This window comes from Stenotrophomonas muris (assembly GCF_052751275.1).
This window is the reverse complement of sequence record NZ_CP199879.1, coordinates 119251-133957: the sequence shown is the minus strand read 5'-3', so window position 1 is coordinate 133957 and position 14707 is coordinate 119251. Positions and strand designations below refer to the sequence as shown.

General features: G+C 68.7%; 12 protein-coding genes and 1 tRNA gene. 11 read left to right on the top strand and 2 right to left on the bottom strand.

The features are described from left to right. Positions 1-3: 3 nt before the first annotated feature. The 4 genes from selA (at position 4) to selD (ending at position 4582) form a co-directional block, all read left to right on the top strand. Entirely contained in the window at positions 4-1428 is a 1425-nt protein-coding gene (gene selA, locus ACUVWL_RS00565) for an L-seryl-tRNA(Sec) selenium transferase (protein WP_445978737.1), read from the top strand. Further along, the gene (gene selB, locus ACUVWL_RS00560) at positions 1425-3356 is read left to right on the top strand and encodes a selenocysteine-specific translation elongation factor (RefSeq protein ID WP_126411319.1); all 1932 of its coding nucleotides are present in this window, start codon (positions 1425-1427) and stop codon (positions 3354-3356) included. The genes selA and selB overlap by 4 nt, the downstream gene beginning before the upstream one ends. Positions 3357-3380: 24 nt before the next feature. Continuing rightward, positions 3381-3476, top strand: a tRNA-Sec gene (locus ACUVWL_RS00555). 26 nt (positions 3477-3502) lie between these two features. Further along, positions 3503-4582, top strand: a complete 1080-nt coding sequence (gene selD / locus ACUVWL_RS00550) for a selenide, water dikinase SelD (protein WP_227864381.1) — start codon at positions 3503-3505, stop codon at positions 4580-4582. A 57-nt stretch (positions 4583-4639) separates the two neighbouring features. On the opposite strand, the gene ACUVWL_RS00545 is transcribed toward selD, so the two are convergent. After that, complete coding sequence (locus ACUVWL_RS00545) at positions 4640-5500, bottom strand: YicC/YloC family endoribonuclease (protein ID WP_005410888.1); 861 nt, start codon at positions 5498-5500, stop codon at positions 4640-4642. Between the two features lie 124 nt (positions 5501-5624). Here ACUVWL_RS00545 and rph point away from each other — a divergent pair, with 124 nt between their 5' ends. From rph to pepQ, 7 genes are all read left to right on the top strand, one after another. Beyond that, the gene (rph, locus tag ACUVWL_RS00540) at positions 5625-6350 is read left to right on the top strand and encodes a ribonuclease PH (RefSeq protein WP_014648280.1); all 726 of its coding nucleotides are present in this window, start codon (positions 5625-5627) and stop codon (positions 6348-6350) included. Continuing rightward, a complete protein-coding gene (locus tag ACUVWL_RS00535; protein ID WP_329768540.1) occupies positions 6347-6736 on the top strand; it encodes a VOC family protein in 390 nt (129 codons plus the stop codon). The genes rph and ACUVWL_RS00535 overlap by 4 nt, the downstream gene beginning before the upstream one ends. Next, positions 6733-7329 (top strand): RdgB/HAM1 family non-canonical purine NTP pyrophosphatase, encoded by a 597-nt coding sequence (gene rdgB / locus ACUVWL_RS00530; RefSeq protein WP_032956061.1) that lies wholly within the window; start codon positions 6733-6735, stop codon positions 7327-7329. The genes ACUVWL_RS00535 and rdgB overlap by 4 nt, the downstream gene beginning before the upstream one ends. 58 nt (positions 7330-7387) lie before the next feature. Then, positions 7388-8614: a radical SAM family heme chaperone HemW gene (hemW, locus tag ACUVWL_RS00525; protein WP_014648283.1), complete on the top strand. Its 1227-nt coding sequence runs from the start codon at positions 7388-7390 to the stop codon at positions 8612-8614. Positions 8615-8815: 201 nt separating this feature from the next. Further along, a complete protein-coding gene (locus tag ACUVWL_RS00520; RefSeq protein ID WP_053494772.1) occupies positions 8816-11095 on the top strand; it encodes a DUF1631 family protein in 2280 nt (759 codons plus the stop codon). Then, entirely contained in the window at positions 11092-11466 is a 375-nt protein-coding gene (locus tag ACUVWL_RS00515) for a PilZ domain-containing protein (protein ID WP_111206028.1), read from the top strand. Before ACUVWL_RS00520 ends, ACUVWL_RS00515 begins: the two co-directional genes overlap by 4 nt. 75 nt (positions 11467-11541) lie before the next feature. Then, positions 11542-12873: a Xaa-Pro dipeptidase gene (pepQ, locus tag ACUVWL_RS00510; protein ID WP_329890371.1), complete on the top strand. Its 1332-nt coding sequence runs from the start codon at positions 11542-11544 to the stop codon at positions 12871-12873. A 509-nt stretch (positions 12874-13382) separates the two neighbouring features. Here the strand turns inward: pepQ and ACUVWL_RS00505 are convergent. Continuing rightward, on the bottom strand, positions 13383-14705 hold the full coding sequence (locus ACUVWL_RS00505) for an aminopeptidase P N-terminal domain-containing protein (RefSeq protein ID WP_126412545.1): 1323 nt from the start codon (positions 14703-14705) through the stop codon (positions 13383-13385). Between the last annotated feature and the right edge of the window lie 2 nt (positions 14706-14707).

The window sequence follows — 14707 nt, the reverse complement described above, 5'->3', positions numbered from 1 at the left end:
GCGATGACAGCCACGCCCCCCACCCCGGCATCGGCTTCCGCGCTGCCCTCGCTGGACCGGTTGCTGCGCCTGCCTGCCTTGGCAACACTGATCGAGGGCCACGGCCGCAGCCGCATCACCCAGTTGCTGCGCGTACATCTGCAGGCGCTGCGTGAGCGCATCAGTGCCACGCAGCTCTCGGCCGAGCAGTTGCATCAGGCCATTGACGGCCCGGCACTGGTCGCGGCGCTCGATGCCGCACTCATCGCCGATGCACGGCTGAACCTGCAGCCGATGTTCAACCTGACCGGCACCGTGCTGCATACCAACCTGGGTCGCGCCCTGCTGCCCGAGTCCGCGGTGCAGGCCGTCACCCGCGCGATGGCCGCACCGGTTGACCTGGAATTCGACATCACCCGCGGCCGCCGCGGCGACCGCGATGCACGGGTGCAGGCGCTGGTCTGCGAGCTGACCGGCGCCGAAGCCGCCACCGTGGTCAACAACAATGCGGCGGCGGTCCTGCTGCTGCTCAACAGCCTGGCCAACCGCCGCGAGGTGGTGGTGTCGCGCGGCGAACTGGTGGAAATCGGCGGTGCCTTCCGCATTCCCGATGTGATGCGCAGTGCCGGCGCGCGGCTGCTGGAAGTGGGCACCACCAACCGCACCCACCCGGCCGACTTCGCCCATGCCATCGGCGCGCGCACCGCACTGCTGATGGAGGTGCACGCCAGCAACTACGCGATCACCGGCTTCACCGCCAAGGTCGACACCGCGGCGATGGCAGCGATCGCGCACGACCATGGCCTGCCGTTGGTGGTGGACCTGGGCAGCGGCAGCCTGTGCGACCTGGCGGCCTTCGGCCTGCCACACGAGCCGACCGTGCAGGAAACACTGGCGGCCGGTGCCGACCTGGTCTCGTTCAGTGGCGACAAGCTGCTGGGTGGGCCGCAGGCCGGCATCATCGCCGGCCGCGCCGACCTGATCGCGCGGATCAACCGCAACCCGCTCAAGCGTGCGCTGCGCATGGACAAGATGGGCCTGGCCGCGCTGGAGGCGGTACTGGCGCTGTACCGCGAGCCGGAGCTGCTGGCGCAACGGCTGCCGACACTGCGTACGCTCTCGCGCACGCAGCAGGACATGGATGCGCAGGCCCAGCGCCTGCTGCCGCCGCTGCGCTCGGCGCTGCCGACCGGCTACATGCTTGAACAGGCACGGATGCACAGCCAGATCGGCAGTGGTGCGCAGCCACAGGCGCAGCTCGGCAGTGCCGGCCTGCGCATCACCACTGCGCAACGTGGCGGCCTGGACCGCCTGGCCAAGCGCCTGCGCCAGCTGCCGCGACCGGTGCTGGGCCGCATCGGCGAGGACGCATTGTGGCTGGACCTGCGTTGCCTGGAACCGGCCGACGAAGCGGACTTCCTCGCCCAATGGAGCACGCTGCAACCATGATCGTCGGCACCGCCGGGCATATCGACCATGGCAAGACGCGCCTGGTGCGGGCACTGACCGGCATCGAAACCGATCGCCTGCAGGAAGAACGCACGCGCGGCATCTCCATTGAACTGGGCTATGCCTATGTCCCGGTGGAAAGCGCGAACGGCACGGGCCCCGCCGCGATGCTGGGTTTCGTCGATGTGCCGGGTCATGAGCGCTTCGTCCACACGATGGTGGCCGGCGCCACCGGTATCGATGTCGCCCTGCTGGTCGTCGCCGCCGACGACGGCGTGATGCCGCAGACCCGCGAGCATCTGGCGATCCTGCAGCTGCTGGGCGTGGATCGCGGCGCGGTGGCGCTGACCAAGATCGACCGCGTGGACGCCGCGCGCATCGCCCGGGTCGAGATCGAGATTGCCGCTTTGCTGGCCGGAATGCCGCTGCAGGGTTCCCCCGTGTTCGCCTGCAACAGCACGTCCCCCGATGACGCAGGCATCAACGCCTTGCGCGCCCACCTGCACGCATGGGCCGCCGGCGATGCCAACGCGCGCCAGGCCGCGCTGCGCAGCGAGCTGTTCCGCATGCCGGTGGACCGCGTGTTCTCGCTGGCCGGCCACGGCACATTGGTGACCGGCGCGGTACATGGCGGCGGCGTCACGGTGGGCGAGCACCTGCAACTGATGCCCGCCGCCACCGATGTGCGCATACGCAGCATCCACGCGCAGAACCAGCCCAGCGATCACGCCATGGCCGGACAGCGCTGCGCGTTGAACCTGGCCGCCATCGCCCGCGACGAGATTCATCGTGGCGACTGGATTGCCGACCCGCGCGCGCTGCTGGCCACCACCCGCGTCGATGTGCGCCTGCGCTTGTCCGCACGGGCAGCACCACTGCGCGACTGGGCACCCCTGCACATCCACTGGGGCACGATGCACCGGCAGGCCCATGTGGTGCTGCTGGAGGACCGTGACCAAGGTGATGGGCAGTTGGTGCAGCTGGTGTTCGATGCACCGGTCTGTGCGATGTGTGGTGAACGCTTCATCGCCCGCGATTCCGCCGCGACCCACACGCTGGGCGGTGGCGTCGTGCTCGACCCGGACCCGCCACAGCGGCGCCGGCGCAGCCCGGCACGGCTCGCTTGGCTGGGCGCACTGGAGCAGCTGGCCACAGGTGCGGGAATCGGCCCGCTGTTGCAGCAGGCGCCCTTCGGCATTGCCATGGCCGCGCTGCAACGCTACTGCCGGCGCGCGGCCGACCGGATCGATCTTCCTGCAGACGCACAGCGCATCATCACCCGCGAGGACACGGTGGTCATCCTTGCCTCGCACTGGCAGGTGCTGCACGAGCAGGTGATCACATCGCTGCGTAGCTGGCATGAGCGACGCCCGGACGAACCCGGTGTCGACAGCGGGCGCCTGCAACGCAGCACCCTGCCCGCGCTTGCGACGGGGCTCTGGAATGCGCTGCTGCAGGACCTGCTGGACGACGGCAGCGTGCAACGCGTGGGCGCCTGGTGGCGCCTGCCCGGCCATGACCATGCGCCACCGGAACGCGAGCGCCTGCTGCTGGAACGCGTGCTGCCGCAACTGCACGCCGGTGGCTTCGATCCGCCGTGGGTGCGTACTCTGGCCGCCGACTTCGGACTGACCGAAGACGATGTCCGCGCCGTCCTGCGCCGCGCCGCCGCACGTGGCGAACTGTTCCAGGTGGTGCCGGACCTGTTCTATGCACCCGCACGCATTGCGGAACTCGCCGCGATCGTCGCGCAGCAGTCACAGGCCAGCGGCGCGGTGGATGCGGCGGCCTTCCGCGATGCCATCGGCCTGGGCCGCAAACGCAGCATCCAGATCTTGGAGTTCTTCAATCGCGTTGGCTACACTCGACGCGTCGGTGACCAGCATCGGCCGCGCGGCGACCTGCAGTGGAACGCAGCCCGCGACTGAGCCCACCGGTACCGCCGTACTTTCGGAAGGCATGCGCATCCGGGCATGCGGCTGGGCTTCAAACCCAGTAGGGGGCGTCGATCGTTCCCTGGTAGGTTCGACTCCTGCTGCCTTCCGCCATTCGTGTTTCCGCAGGAGATGTCGGCATGGCCACGCACGCGCAGTCACCCGCCCCATCCACGGCCGATGCCACGCGACGACTGACCTCTCTCGCTCATGGCGGCGGCTGCGGCTGCAAGATCGCGCCGGGCGTGCTGAGCGAACTGCTGCGCGGCGTTCCAGCACTTCCCGCACCGGCCGAACTGCTGGTTGGCCGCGAGACCAGCGACGACGCCGCGGTGTACCGCCTCGATGACCGGCAGGCAATCGTGGCCACCACCGATTTCTTCATGCCCATTGTCGACGACCCGTTCGACTTCGGCCGCATCGCCGCCACCAACGCGTTGTCGGACCTGTACGCGATGGGCGCGCGGCCGCTGTTCGCGCTGGCCATCGTCGGCATGCCGATCAACACCCTGCCGCAGGACACCATCCGCGGCATCCTGCAGGGCGGCGAGCGTGCCTGCGCCGACGCCGGCATCGTGGTGGCCGGCGGCCACAGCATCGATTCGGTGGAACCGATCTACGGCCTGGCCGCGATCGGCGTGCTCGATCCTCAGCGGCTCAAGCGCAATGCCGATGCCCGCGCCGGCGATGTGCTGGTGCTGGGCAAGCCGTTGGGCGTGGGCGTGTACTCGTCGGCGCTGAAGAAAGAAGTGCTGGATGCAGAGGGCTACCGGCAGATGATCGCGTCGACTACCCGCCTGAACAGCGTGGGCGTGCCGCTGGCCGCGCTGGACGGCGTGCACGCGATGACCGACGTCACCGGCTTCGGCCTGCTCGGCCACCTGCTGGAAGTGTGCCGCGCCAGCGGCGTCGCTGCCGAAGTGGACAGTGCACAGGTGCCGCTGCTGCCGCAGGCGCTGGAGCTGCTGCAGCGCGGCTGCGTGACCGGCGCCTCCGCCCGCAACTGGGCCTCGTATGGCGCCGAAGTGCGCTTCGCCGAACGCTTGGCCGGCCACTGGCAGCCACTGCTGACCGATCCGCAGACCAGTGGCGGGCTGTTGGTGTCCTGCGCCCCGGAGGCAGTGAATGCGGTGCTGGCCTGCTTCCACGACGCAGGGTTCGGCCAGGCGGCCGTGGTCGGGCGATTGGGTGAAGGGGCGCCGGGCGTCAGCGTGCGCTGATGCGCTGGAACGACAAGGGCGCCCGAAGGCGCCCCTGCTGTATCGCTGCACGCAACATCATTCGATGTTCTGCACCTGCTCGCGGATCTGGTCGATCAGCACCTTCAGCTCCACCGCGGCATTGGACGTGCGGCTGTCCACCGACTTCGAGCCCAGCGTATTGGCTTCGCGGTTGAACTCCTGCAGCAGGAAGTCCAGGCGGCGGCCGACCGGCTCGCGCTGCTTGAGCACGCGGCGGATCTCGACGATATGGCTGCCGAGCCGGTCCAGCTCTTCATCCACGTCCAGCTTCTGCAGCCACAGGACCAGCTCCTGCTCCGCACGGCCCGGGTCGACCGGGTGCGGCAGGTCAGCCAGACGGGCGGCCAGCTTGGCGCGCTGGCCGTCGCGAATGGCCGGAATCAAGGTGCGCACTTCGGTGGCGATGCGTTCGATGCCGTCCACGCGTTCGCTGATGGCCGCAGCCAGCTTGCCGCCTTCGCGCTCACGCGCTTCGACGAAGCCGTCCAGCACCTGGTCCAGCAGGGCAAGCGCCTCGACCTGCAGGGCGGCGGCATCCGTTGCCTCGCCGCGGGTCACGCCCGGCAACTGCAGCAGGTCGGTGAAGCTGACCTGCAGGTTCGGGAAATCGGAGGTCAGGCGGTGGGCCAGGCGGCCCAGCTGGCCCAGCAGGGCCTCGTCCACCTGCAGGTTGGCAGCCGCCTCCGGCGCGCGCAGGCGCATCACCAGATCCAGCTTGCCGCGGCTCAGGCGCGCGGCGATACGCTCGCGCAGCTGCGGTTCGAGCGCCCGCAGTTCCTCGGGCAGGCGGGTGCCGACCTCCAGGAAGCGGTGGTTGACCGAGCGCAGCTCGCAGCCCAGCGTGCCCCACGGGGTGACCCGCTCGCCGCCGGCATAGGCGGTCATGCTTCGAATCATGGAATGTGTCCGGTGCGTGCAAAGGGGGAATGGTACCCTAGCGCCCTCACCAGAGCCCCCTTGCCCGCCCCGTGAAGGCCACGGGCGTGGCGGCGTACTCCCTCGCCATTACGGAACCCGCACCATGTCCGACTCCCGCCCCAGCGGCCGCCAGCCCGACCAGCTCCGCCCGGTCGTCATCCAACGCGGCTTCACCCGCCACGCCGAAGGTTCGGTGCTGGTGTGCTTCGGCGAAACCCGCGTGCTGTGCACCGCCAGCGTCGAGAACCGCGTGCCGGGCTTCCTGCGCGGCAAGGGCGAAGGCTGGGTCACCGCCGAGTACGGCATGCTGCCGCGCGCCACCCATACCCGCAGCGACCGCGAAGCGGCCCGTGGCAAGCAGGGCGGTCGCACGCTGGAGATCCAGCGCCTGATCGGCCGCAGCCTGCGTGCCTGCGTGGACCGCAATGCGCTGGGCGAACGCACCATCACCCTCGACTGCGACGTGCTGCAGGCCGACGGTGGCACCCGCACCGCCGCCATCACCGGCGCCTATGTGGCCCTGGTCGATGCGGTGAACGTGCTGATGAAGCGTGGCGACATCAAGCGCAACCCGGTCCTGGGCGCAGTTGCAGCAGTGTCGGTGGGCGTGTACCGCGGCACCCCGGTGCTGGACCTGGACTACGCCGAAGACAGCGACTGCGACACCGACATGAACGTGGTGATGAACGACGGTGGCGGCTTCATCGAGCTGCAGGGCACCGCCGAAGGCCACGCCTTCCGTCGCGATGAACTGGACGCGCTGCTGGGCCTGGCCGAGAAGGGCGTGGCCGAGCTGCTGGCCGCGCAGCAGGCGGCGCTGTCGGCATGAACCGGCGCATCGCCCTGACCACCCTGGTGGTGGCCGACTATGACGAAGCCATTGCCTGGTACACCGGCAAGCTCGGCTTCGCATTGCTCGAAGACATCGACCAGGGGCACAAGCGCTGGGTGGTGGTCGGCCCGACCGACGGCAGCGCCGCCGCCCTGCTGCTGGCCCGTGCCAGCGACGAGGAACAGCGCAGCCGCATCGGCAACCAGACCGGTGGCCGCGTTGCCTTCTTCCTCAACACCGACGACTTCCACCGCGACCACGCGGCGATGCTGGCCGCAGGCGTCGAGTTCCTGGAATCGCCGCGCGAAGAACCCTATGCAACGGTCGCGGTATTCCGCGACCTGTATGGCAACACCTGGGACCTGTTGGAGCCCCGTCAATGAAGAAACTGGTATTGGCCAGCCACAATGCCGGCAAGCTGGTGGAGATGCAGGAGATCCTCGCCGACCTGCCGCTGCAGATCACCTCGGCCGCCGAGCTGGGCCTGGGCGACGTGGAAGAGACCGGCCTGACCTTCGTCGAGAACGCGCTGCTGAAGGCACGCGCCGCCTGCGAAGCGACCGGCCTGCCGGCGCTGGCCGATGATTCCGGCCTGATCGTCGATGCCCTGGGTGGTGCACCGGGCCTGTACAGCGCGCGCTATGCCGGCCACCCGACCAACGCCGCTGCCAACAACGCCAAGCTGCTGGACGCGATGGCCGGTGTTCCCGATGGCCAGCGCAGTGCCCGCTTCTATGCGGTGATCGTGCTGCTGCGCCACGCCACCGACCCGCAGCCGCTGATCTGCGAAGGCCGCTGGGAAGGGCAGATCATCCGTGAGCTGCGTGGCACGAATGGTTTCGGCTACAACCCGGTGTTCCTGGACACCACCCACGGCCTGACCGCCGCGGAAATGGAGCCGGCGCTGAAGAACGCCATCAGCCACCGTGCCGTTGCCCTGCAGCAGCTCAAGCAACAGCTGGCGACGCTGTACTGACGCCCGACCTGATCGAACCAGGGAAGCCGGCCAACGGCCGGCACTACCGATGAAGCCCATGCCGCACGCCCACGACCACTGCAACCACCTGCCCGGCGAAGCCTGCTCCGCTGACCACGACAGCGCACCGCGGCTGGTGCCGCCACCGCTGTCGCTGTACGTGCACCTGCCGTGGTGCGTGCGCAAATGCCCGTACTGCGATTTCAATTCGCACCAGGCCAAGGGCGAGTTGCCGTTCGAGGCCTACATCGATGCACTGCTGCGCGACCTGGACCAGGACCTGCCGCTGGTCTGGGGCCGGGTGGTGCACAGCGTGTTCTTCGGTGGCGGCACGCCCAGCCTGTTCCCGCCGGAAGCGATCGACCGCTTCCTGCAGCAGGCCAGCGCGCGCCTGCGCTTTGCCCCCAACGCCGAAATCACCTTGGAAACCAACCCGGGCACCGCCGAGCATGGCCGTTTCGACCGCTACCGCGCGGCCGGCGTGAACCGCCTCAGCTTCGGCATCCAGAGTTTCGACGACGCCATGCTCAAGCGCCTCGGCCGCATCCACGACAGTGGCGAAGCCGAGCGCGCGGTGAAGATGGCGCAGGACGCGGGCTACGACAATTTCAACATCGACCTGATGTATGCGCTGCCGGAACAGACCCTGGCCGGCGCCGAGGCCGACCTGGAGCGTGCATTTGCACTGCAACCGGCGCACATCTCGCACTACCAGCTGACCCTGGAACCGAACACGGTGTTCTTCGCGCGGCCGCCGCAGGGCATTCCCGATGAAGACAACGCCTGGGACATGCAGGAACACTGCCAGGCATTGCTGGCACAGGCTGGTTTCGGCCAGTACGAGGTCAGCGCCTATGCGCGCCCCGGCCGGCAAAGCGCGCACAACCTGAACTACTGGCGTTTCGGCGATTACCTGGGCATCGGTGCCGGTGCGCACGGCAAGATCAGCTCGGGCGCCGAAGAACACGTGCTGCGCCGCTGGAAGCTGAAGCATCCGCAGGCCTACCTGGACAGCGCTGGCACGCCGGCCTCTTTCGGGGGTGACGATGTGATCGCAGCCGAGCGCCTGCCGTTCGAGTACATGCTCAACCTGCTGCGCCTGCACGAAGGGTTCGGCCTTCGCGATTTCGAGTCGCGCACCGGGCTGCCGCGCGGCGTGCTGGACGCTCCGTTGGCCGAGGCCGTCCAGCGCGGCTGGCTGGAGGTGGCGGAGGGTCATGTGCAGCCGACCGAGCTGGGCCGCCGGTTCACCAACGATGTGGTGAGCCTGTTCCTGGAGGAATAAGCCTTCCGCCATACCGGGTAGTGCCGGCCGCTGGCCGGCACTCTGGTAAAGACAGCGCTGCCGGCCAGCGGCAGGCACTACCGTTCATCCGTCGGCCCTGCCCGATGAACGTGAGACACGTTCAGCCTAAAGTAGCGCCGACTGCGGCCGACACGGTAGATTCACAGGATCGATCCGCGGGAATCCGGGTACCGCTCGCCGATGTCAGCTGTCTTTTCCATCACCTCTGCCGACAAAGCACGCCTGGCCGCCAGCGACCTGCCATCGCGGGTGCGTGAACTGCTGGGTGCGTTGATCGGCCTGTGCCGGCAAACGCTGGCCGCGCCCCTGATCCTGACCGTCGAAGCGCTGGAGCAGACGCTGCTGCACGACGCCGACCGTGCACGCAATCCGATGCAGCAGGCGGACCTGATGGCCCAGCGTGGCCAGCTGCACGCCTTCGCCGGCCATTTCGCCGACCGCATGCTCGATGCCGTGGCCGAAGCGCTGGCGGGCCTGCGCGAGCCGTCCACCGCCGCTGCGGCCCCTGCTTCGCCGCCCCCGCTACCGGGCGCGCTCGGCCTGTCGCTGGTCGATGAGCACGAGGTGGATCGCGACCTGCTGCTGACCGAAATGATCCGGCGCGAGACCCTGCGTTCAACCAATACGTTGAACCTGCTGGGACAGCGCCTGGGCGTGCTCGCGGCGGCGCCGGCGTTCGAGGCCGACACCCTGCCACTGGCACCGCAGGCCCTGTGCGCGATGGTGCGCCGGATCGCCGAACAGGACGCCCTTGGCGTGGAGGTGCAGCTTGCGCTGTACCGCAGCTTCGAGCGGCAGGTGCTGGAACGCCTGGGCGATGTGCTGGACCGCGCCAATGCGCTGCTGGCCCAGCATGGCGTGCTGCCGGGCCTGGTCTACACCCCGTACCTGGCACGCTCGTCGAGCACCCGGCGGATCATCACCCAGTCGGTGGGCGGCGGCCGCACGACCCAGCCTGCCAAGCGTTCCGCCGCGCCGTTGACCGGCTGGAACGGCTCCGCTCCGGCCGGTTCCTGGTCGAACCTGGTGCAGGACGCATTCAACGACGCGGGTACGCCGGGCGCAGCCACCGCTGGCGTGACCACGTCCACCGGCAGTGCGCTGCATGAATTGCTGCAGCAGGCCCGCCATGCCACTGCCCCTCCTGCGGACACCGCTGCCGTGCCCAGTGCGGCCGTCGATGCGGTCCTCGCGCGGCTGCAGGCCCAGTCCAGCGCGGCCACCGGCGTCGCCGACCTGCAGGCTGCGGTGGTCGCCCAGCTGCGCAGCGAGCACGGCGCGCAGGCCCAGCTGGGCAGCCACGACCGCGACAACCTCGACCTGCTGCGCCTGCTGATGCAGCAGGTGCAGCAACAGCAGCGCCCCGACCCGGTGCCGGCCGCCCTGCTGGCGCGCCTGCAGGTACCACTGGCGCGTGCGGCGATGGCCGACCCCGGCTTCTTCGTGCGCGATGAACACCCTGCACGCGAACTGCTCAACCAGATTGCCGAAGTCGGCGCCAACTGGCTGGGCGACGATGACGTGGACCCCCAGCTGCTGCAGCGCATGGCGCAGAGCGTGCAGGGTCTGCTCGGCCAGGATGCACGCTCGCCCGAGGCCTTCGCCGCCGCCAACGAAGACGTACAGCAGCATCAGCGCGCGGCGGCCCATCGCGCCGAACTGGCCGAGCGCCGCCACGTCGAGGCCGCGCGTGGCAAGGAACGGCTGGAACTGGCGCGTCGCCAGGCCAATGCGCAGATCGACCAGTGCTGCGACACACAGGCGCCGCCGCGCTTCGTGCAGACCCTGCTGCGCCAGGCCTGGGCCGATGCACTCACCCTCACCCGCCTGCGCCATGGCGAAGATTCGCCGCAGTGGCAGGAACGCCTGCTACAGACCGAGCGCATCGCCGCGGTGACCGCGCAGGCCGTCGATGCCAACGGTGGCACCGATGCAGTGCTGGCCAACGAGGTGGAATCGGCGCTCGTGCAGGTCGGCTATCACGCCGAGGAAGCCGCCGCCGTTGCGCGCCGCCTGGCCACGCCAGGAGGCGAGGATGAAAGCACCTCGCGCACCGAGCTCAGTGCGCGCCTGAAGGCACGTGCACGACTGGGCGAACATGCTGCCAGCGGCAGCGCCGACGCCCCGCGCACGCCGCGCAGCAGCGCCGAAGAGGCGGCCTACCAGCAGCTCGTGACCCTGCCCTTTGGCAGCTGGTTCGACATCGACAACGGTGACGGCACCCTGCGCCGCCAGCGCCTGTCCTGGTACAGCCTGCTGACCGGCCACGCCCTGTTCGTCAATCCGCGCGGGCAGAAGATCGCCGATACCGACCTTGATACGCTGGCCCGGCAGCTCAGCGCCGGACGCGCGCAGCTGGTCACCGAAGACAAAGGGCGGCTGGTCGATCGCGCATGGCAGGCCAGCCTCGGTGCGCTGCGTGCGCTGGCCGGCGGCCGTTACAGGGAGGCGTCCGTTTGAACGTGCAACCGCCGCAGGACACCCGCCGCGCGCCGCGTCGCCAGGTCTCGGACCTGGTACCGGTCACCGACCAGATGCGCGAATGCGTGGTGGGCCGGCTCGGCAATGTCTCCGAGACTGGCATGTTGATGCTGGCCAGCACCCCGCTGCGCGAGGACGCGCTGTACCAGTTCCGCTTCCCGTTGCCGATCGGTGACGGCCGCCACGAGGCCATTGACGTGGGCGTGCACCTGCTGTGGAGCGAGCCGGCGCATGTGCCCGGCCAGAGCTGGACCGGCTTCCGCTTCCTCACCCTGTCACGCGAACATCGGCAGCTGCTGCGCCGGTGGATAGGCGAAGACAGCGACGAGGCACCGGTTTCGACGGCCTGAGTGCCGGTTCCAGCACAGCGGTTTTTCCCGGTATGCGGCAGAATCTAGGGCCGTTTTCCGTGTCGAGCCACCGCAATGATCCAGCAAGACCCCGGCGCCCTGTACCCCGACCACCTGGCCGTGCTGTGCCGACGTGCCGAACAGGCGTTGGCCCGCGGCGGCTTCGACCATCTGGTCGTGCCCAGCGGCACCCTGCACTACCAGGTGTTCGACGATCGCGACTACCCGTACGCGGTCAATCCGCAGTTCAAGGCCTGGCTGCCGCTGACCCGGGTGCCCAACAGCTGGATCGTGTTCACCCCGGGCAAGCGCCCGGCGGTGATTTTCCACCAGCCCTTCGATTACTGGCACGTGGTACCGGACGCACCGAGTGGCTGGTGGGTGGAGCACTTCGACATCCACATCATCCGCAAGCCCGAAGAGGCGCTGGCCCTGCTGCCGGCCGACCCGTCGCGCTGCGCGATCCTCGGCGAGCCGCAGAGCGCGCTGGGCAGCTACGTGCCGAACAACCCGGCACCGGTGGTGAACTACCTGGAATGGCACCGCGGCAGCAAGACGCCGTATGAGATCGCGCTGATGCGCCAGGCGCAGGTGCTGGGCGTGCGCGGCCACCGCGCCGCCGAAGCCGCGTTCCGCAACGGCGCCGACGAATTCAGCATCCACATGGCGTACTGCCAGGCAGTGGGCCAGGATGCCAACGAGCTGCCCTACGGCAACATCGTGGCGCTCAATGAACATGCCGCCGTGCTGCATTACACCGAGCTGGGCCGCAAGGCGCCGCAGCCGCTGCGCAGCTTCCTGATCGATGCAGGCGCCAGCGCGCACGGCTACGCCAGCGACATCACCCGTACCTACGCCGCGCAGGGCCACGACGAATTCGCTGCGATGATTGCTGCCGTCGACGCCGCCCAGCAGCAGATGTGCGCAGCGGTGCGCCCGGGCTTCGACTACAGGCAGCTGCACGTGGACGCACATCTTTCGCTGATGGGCGTGCTGAAGGACTTCGGCGTGATCAAGGTCTCGCCGCAGACCGCGCTGGAGACCGGCGTCAGCGCCGCGTTCTTCCCGCATGGCATCGGCCACCTGATCGGCCTGCAGGTCCACGACGTGGCCGGTTTCGCGGCCAGCGACGAGGGCGGCCGCATCGAGCGCCCGGCGGGCCACCCGTACCTGCGCCTGACCCGCGTACTGGAACCGGGCATGGTGGTGACCATTGAACCGGGCCTGTACTTCATCGACATGCTGTTGAACGAAGTGAAGGATGCCGGCCATGGTGATGCGATCAACTGGGACCGCGTGGATTTCTTCCGTCCGTATGGTGGCATCCGCATTGAAGACGAAGTGCTGTGCACCGAGGGCGAGGCGGACAACCTGACGCGGCCGGCGTTTGCGGCGGCCAACGGCTGAGCCCCTCGTGGTTGGGCGCTGATATCAAAGGCCGCGCTTGGCCGGGCGGGGTGGGTTTGCAGGACACGCCGTAAACCCATCCATGGGGGCTCGATGGCGCCATCCATGGCGCCAACGGTCCTGCAAACCCACCCCGCCCGTCCTTTGACAGTTTTCTGCTGCGTCCAACCACGGAAAAAGAAGAAAGAAAAGCAGAAGCGGGTCGCTCGCTGCGCTCGCTCCGTGTCGACCAAGGTCGACACCTACCAACAGCCGCGCGTGCCAATAACCGCGGTTGCCAACAGCCGCGTGAACCTGTCGAAGGCGGGGTACTGTGGGTTTGCGGGGTGTGAGCGGCATGGATGCCGCGACCAAGCCCCCATGGATGGGTTCACGGCGTCCCCGCACACCCACAGTGCCCCGCCATCCCACGGAATGCGCGCTGTTGCTGTTGCTGTTGCTGTTGCTGTTGCTGTTGCTCTTGCTGTTGCCTCTGCGGGTGCAGGGCTGCAAGCCCTGCAGAACACCCCTTACCCCGCCATCACCGCTTCAATCTCGTCGGCGCTGCGCGCCAGACCTTCGGTCAGCACGCGATGACCGTCGTCGGTGATCAGCACATCATCCTCGGTACGGATGCCGATGCCGCGCCAGCGCGGTTCCACCGTCGTATCGTCCACGCCGATGTACAGCCCCGGCTCGATGGTGAATGCCATGCCCGGCTCCAGCAGCCGCGAATCGCCCGCCAGGCGGTAATCGCCCACATCGTGCACGTCCAGCCCGATCCAGTGCCCGGTCTTGTGCCGGTAGAAACGCTGGTACAGGCCTTCGGACAGGTTCTTTTCCAGCGTCCCCTTCAGCAGGCCCAGCCGCAGCAGGCCCTCGGTCAGGGTCTGCACCGCGGCCAGGTGACCGGCCTCGTACGGCACGCCCGGCCTGGCCTGGGCCAGCGCGGCGGCCTGTGCATCGCCGACCAGGTCGTGCAGTGCACGCTGCTCGGCGCTGAAGCGGCCATTCACCGGAAACGTGCGGGTGATGTCGCTGGCGTAGCCACGGTACTCGGCACCGGCGTCGATCAGCACCAGCTCGCCGTCGCGCGAACGCGCGTTGTTGTCCCGGTAATGCAGGATGCAACCGTTGCGGCCCGCACCGACGATGCTGCAATACGCCGGCACTGCATCGCTGGCGCGGAACACGCGTTCCAGCTCGGCCTGCAGCTCGTATTCGTGGATGCCGGCCCTGGCAGCCTTCATCGCCGCCAGATGCGCACGCACGCTGATCTGCGCAGCGTGGTGCATCAGCGCCACTTCCGCGCCGGACTTGAACAGGCGCTGCTCGTGCAGCAGATGGCCCAGTTCAAGGAATTCATGCGGCGGCTGCGCGCCGTGGCGCACCTGCGAACGCACGCGGTTGACCCAGCCGATCAGCTTCAGGTCGAAATCGGCGTCGCGACCGAAGTGGTAGTAGACGCGCGAACGGCCTTCCAACAGGCCCGGCAGGATGTCGTCCAGATCATCGATCGGGTACGCATCGTCCATGCCGTACTGCGCCACCGCGCCTTCCTGGCCGGCACGGCTGCCGTCCCAGGCTTCGCGCTCGGCATCACGTTCGCGGCAGAACAGGATGGCCTCGCCGTGGCGCCGGCCCGGGATCAGCACCAATACCGCCTCCGGCTCCGGGAAACCGCTCAGGTACCGGAAGTCCGAGTCCTGGCGGAACGGGTAATGGGTATCGAGGCTGCGCACCTTCTCGGCCGCGGCCGGCAGCACCAGGATCGCGTCCTCGCCGGCCATGTCCATCAGCTGGCGGCGCCGACGCTTGTATTCGCCGGCCGCGATGCCGGTGCGCTGCTTGATGT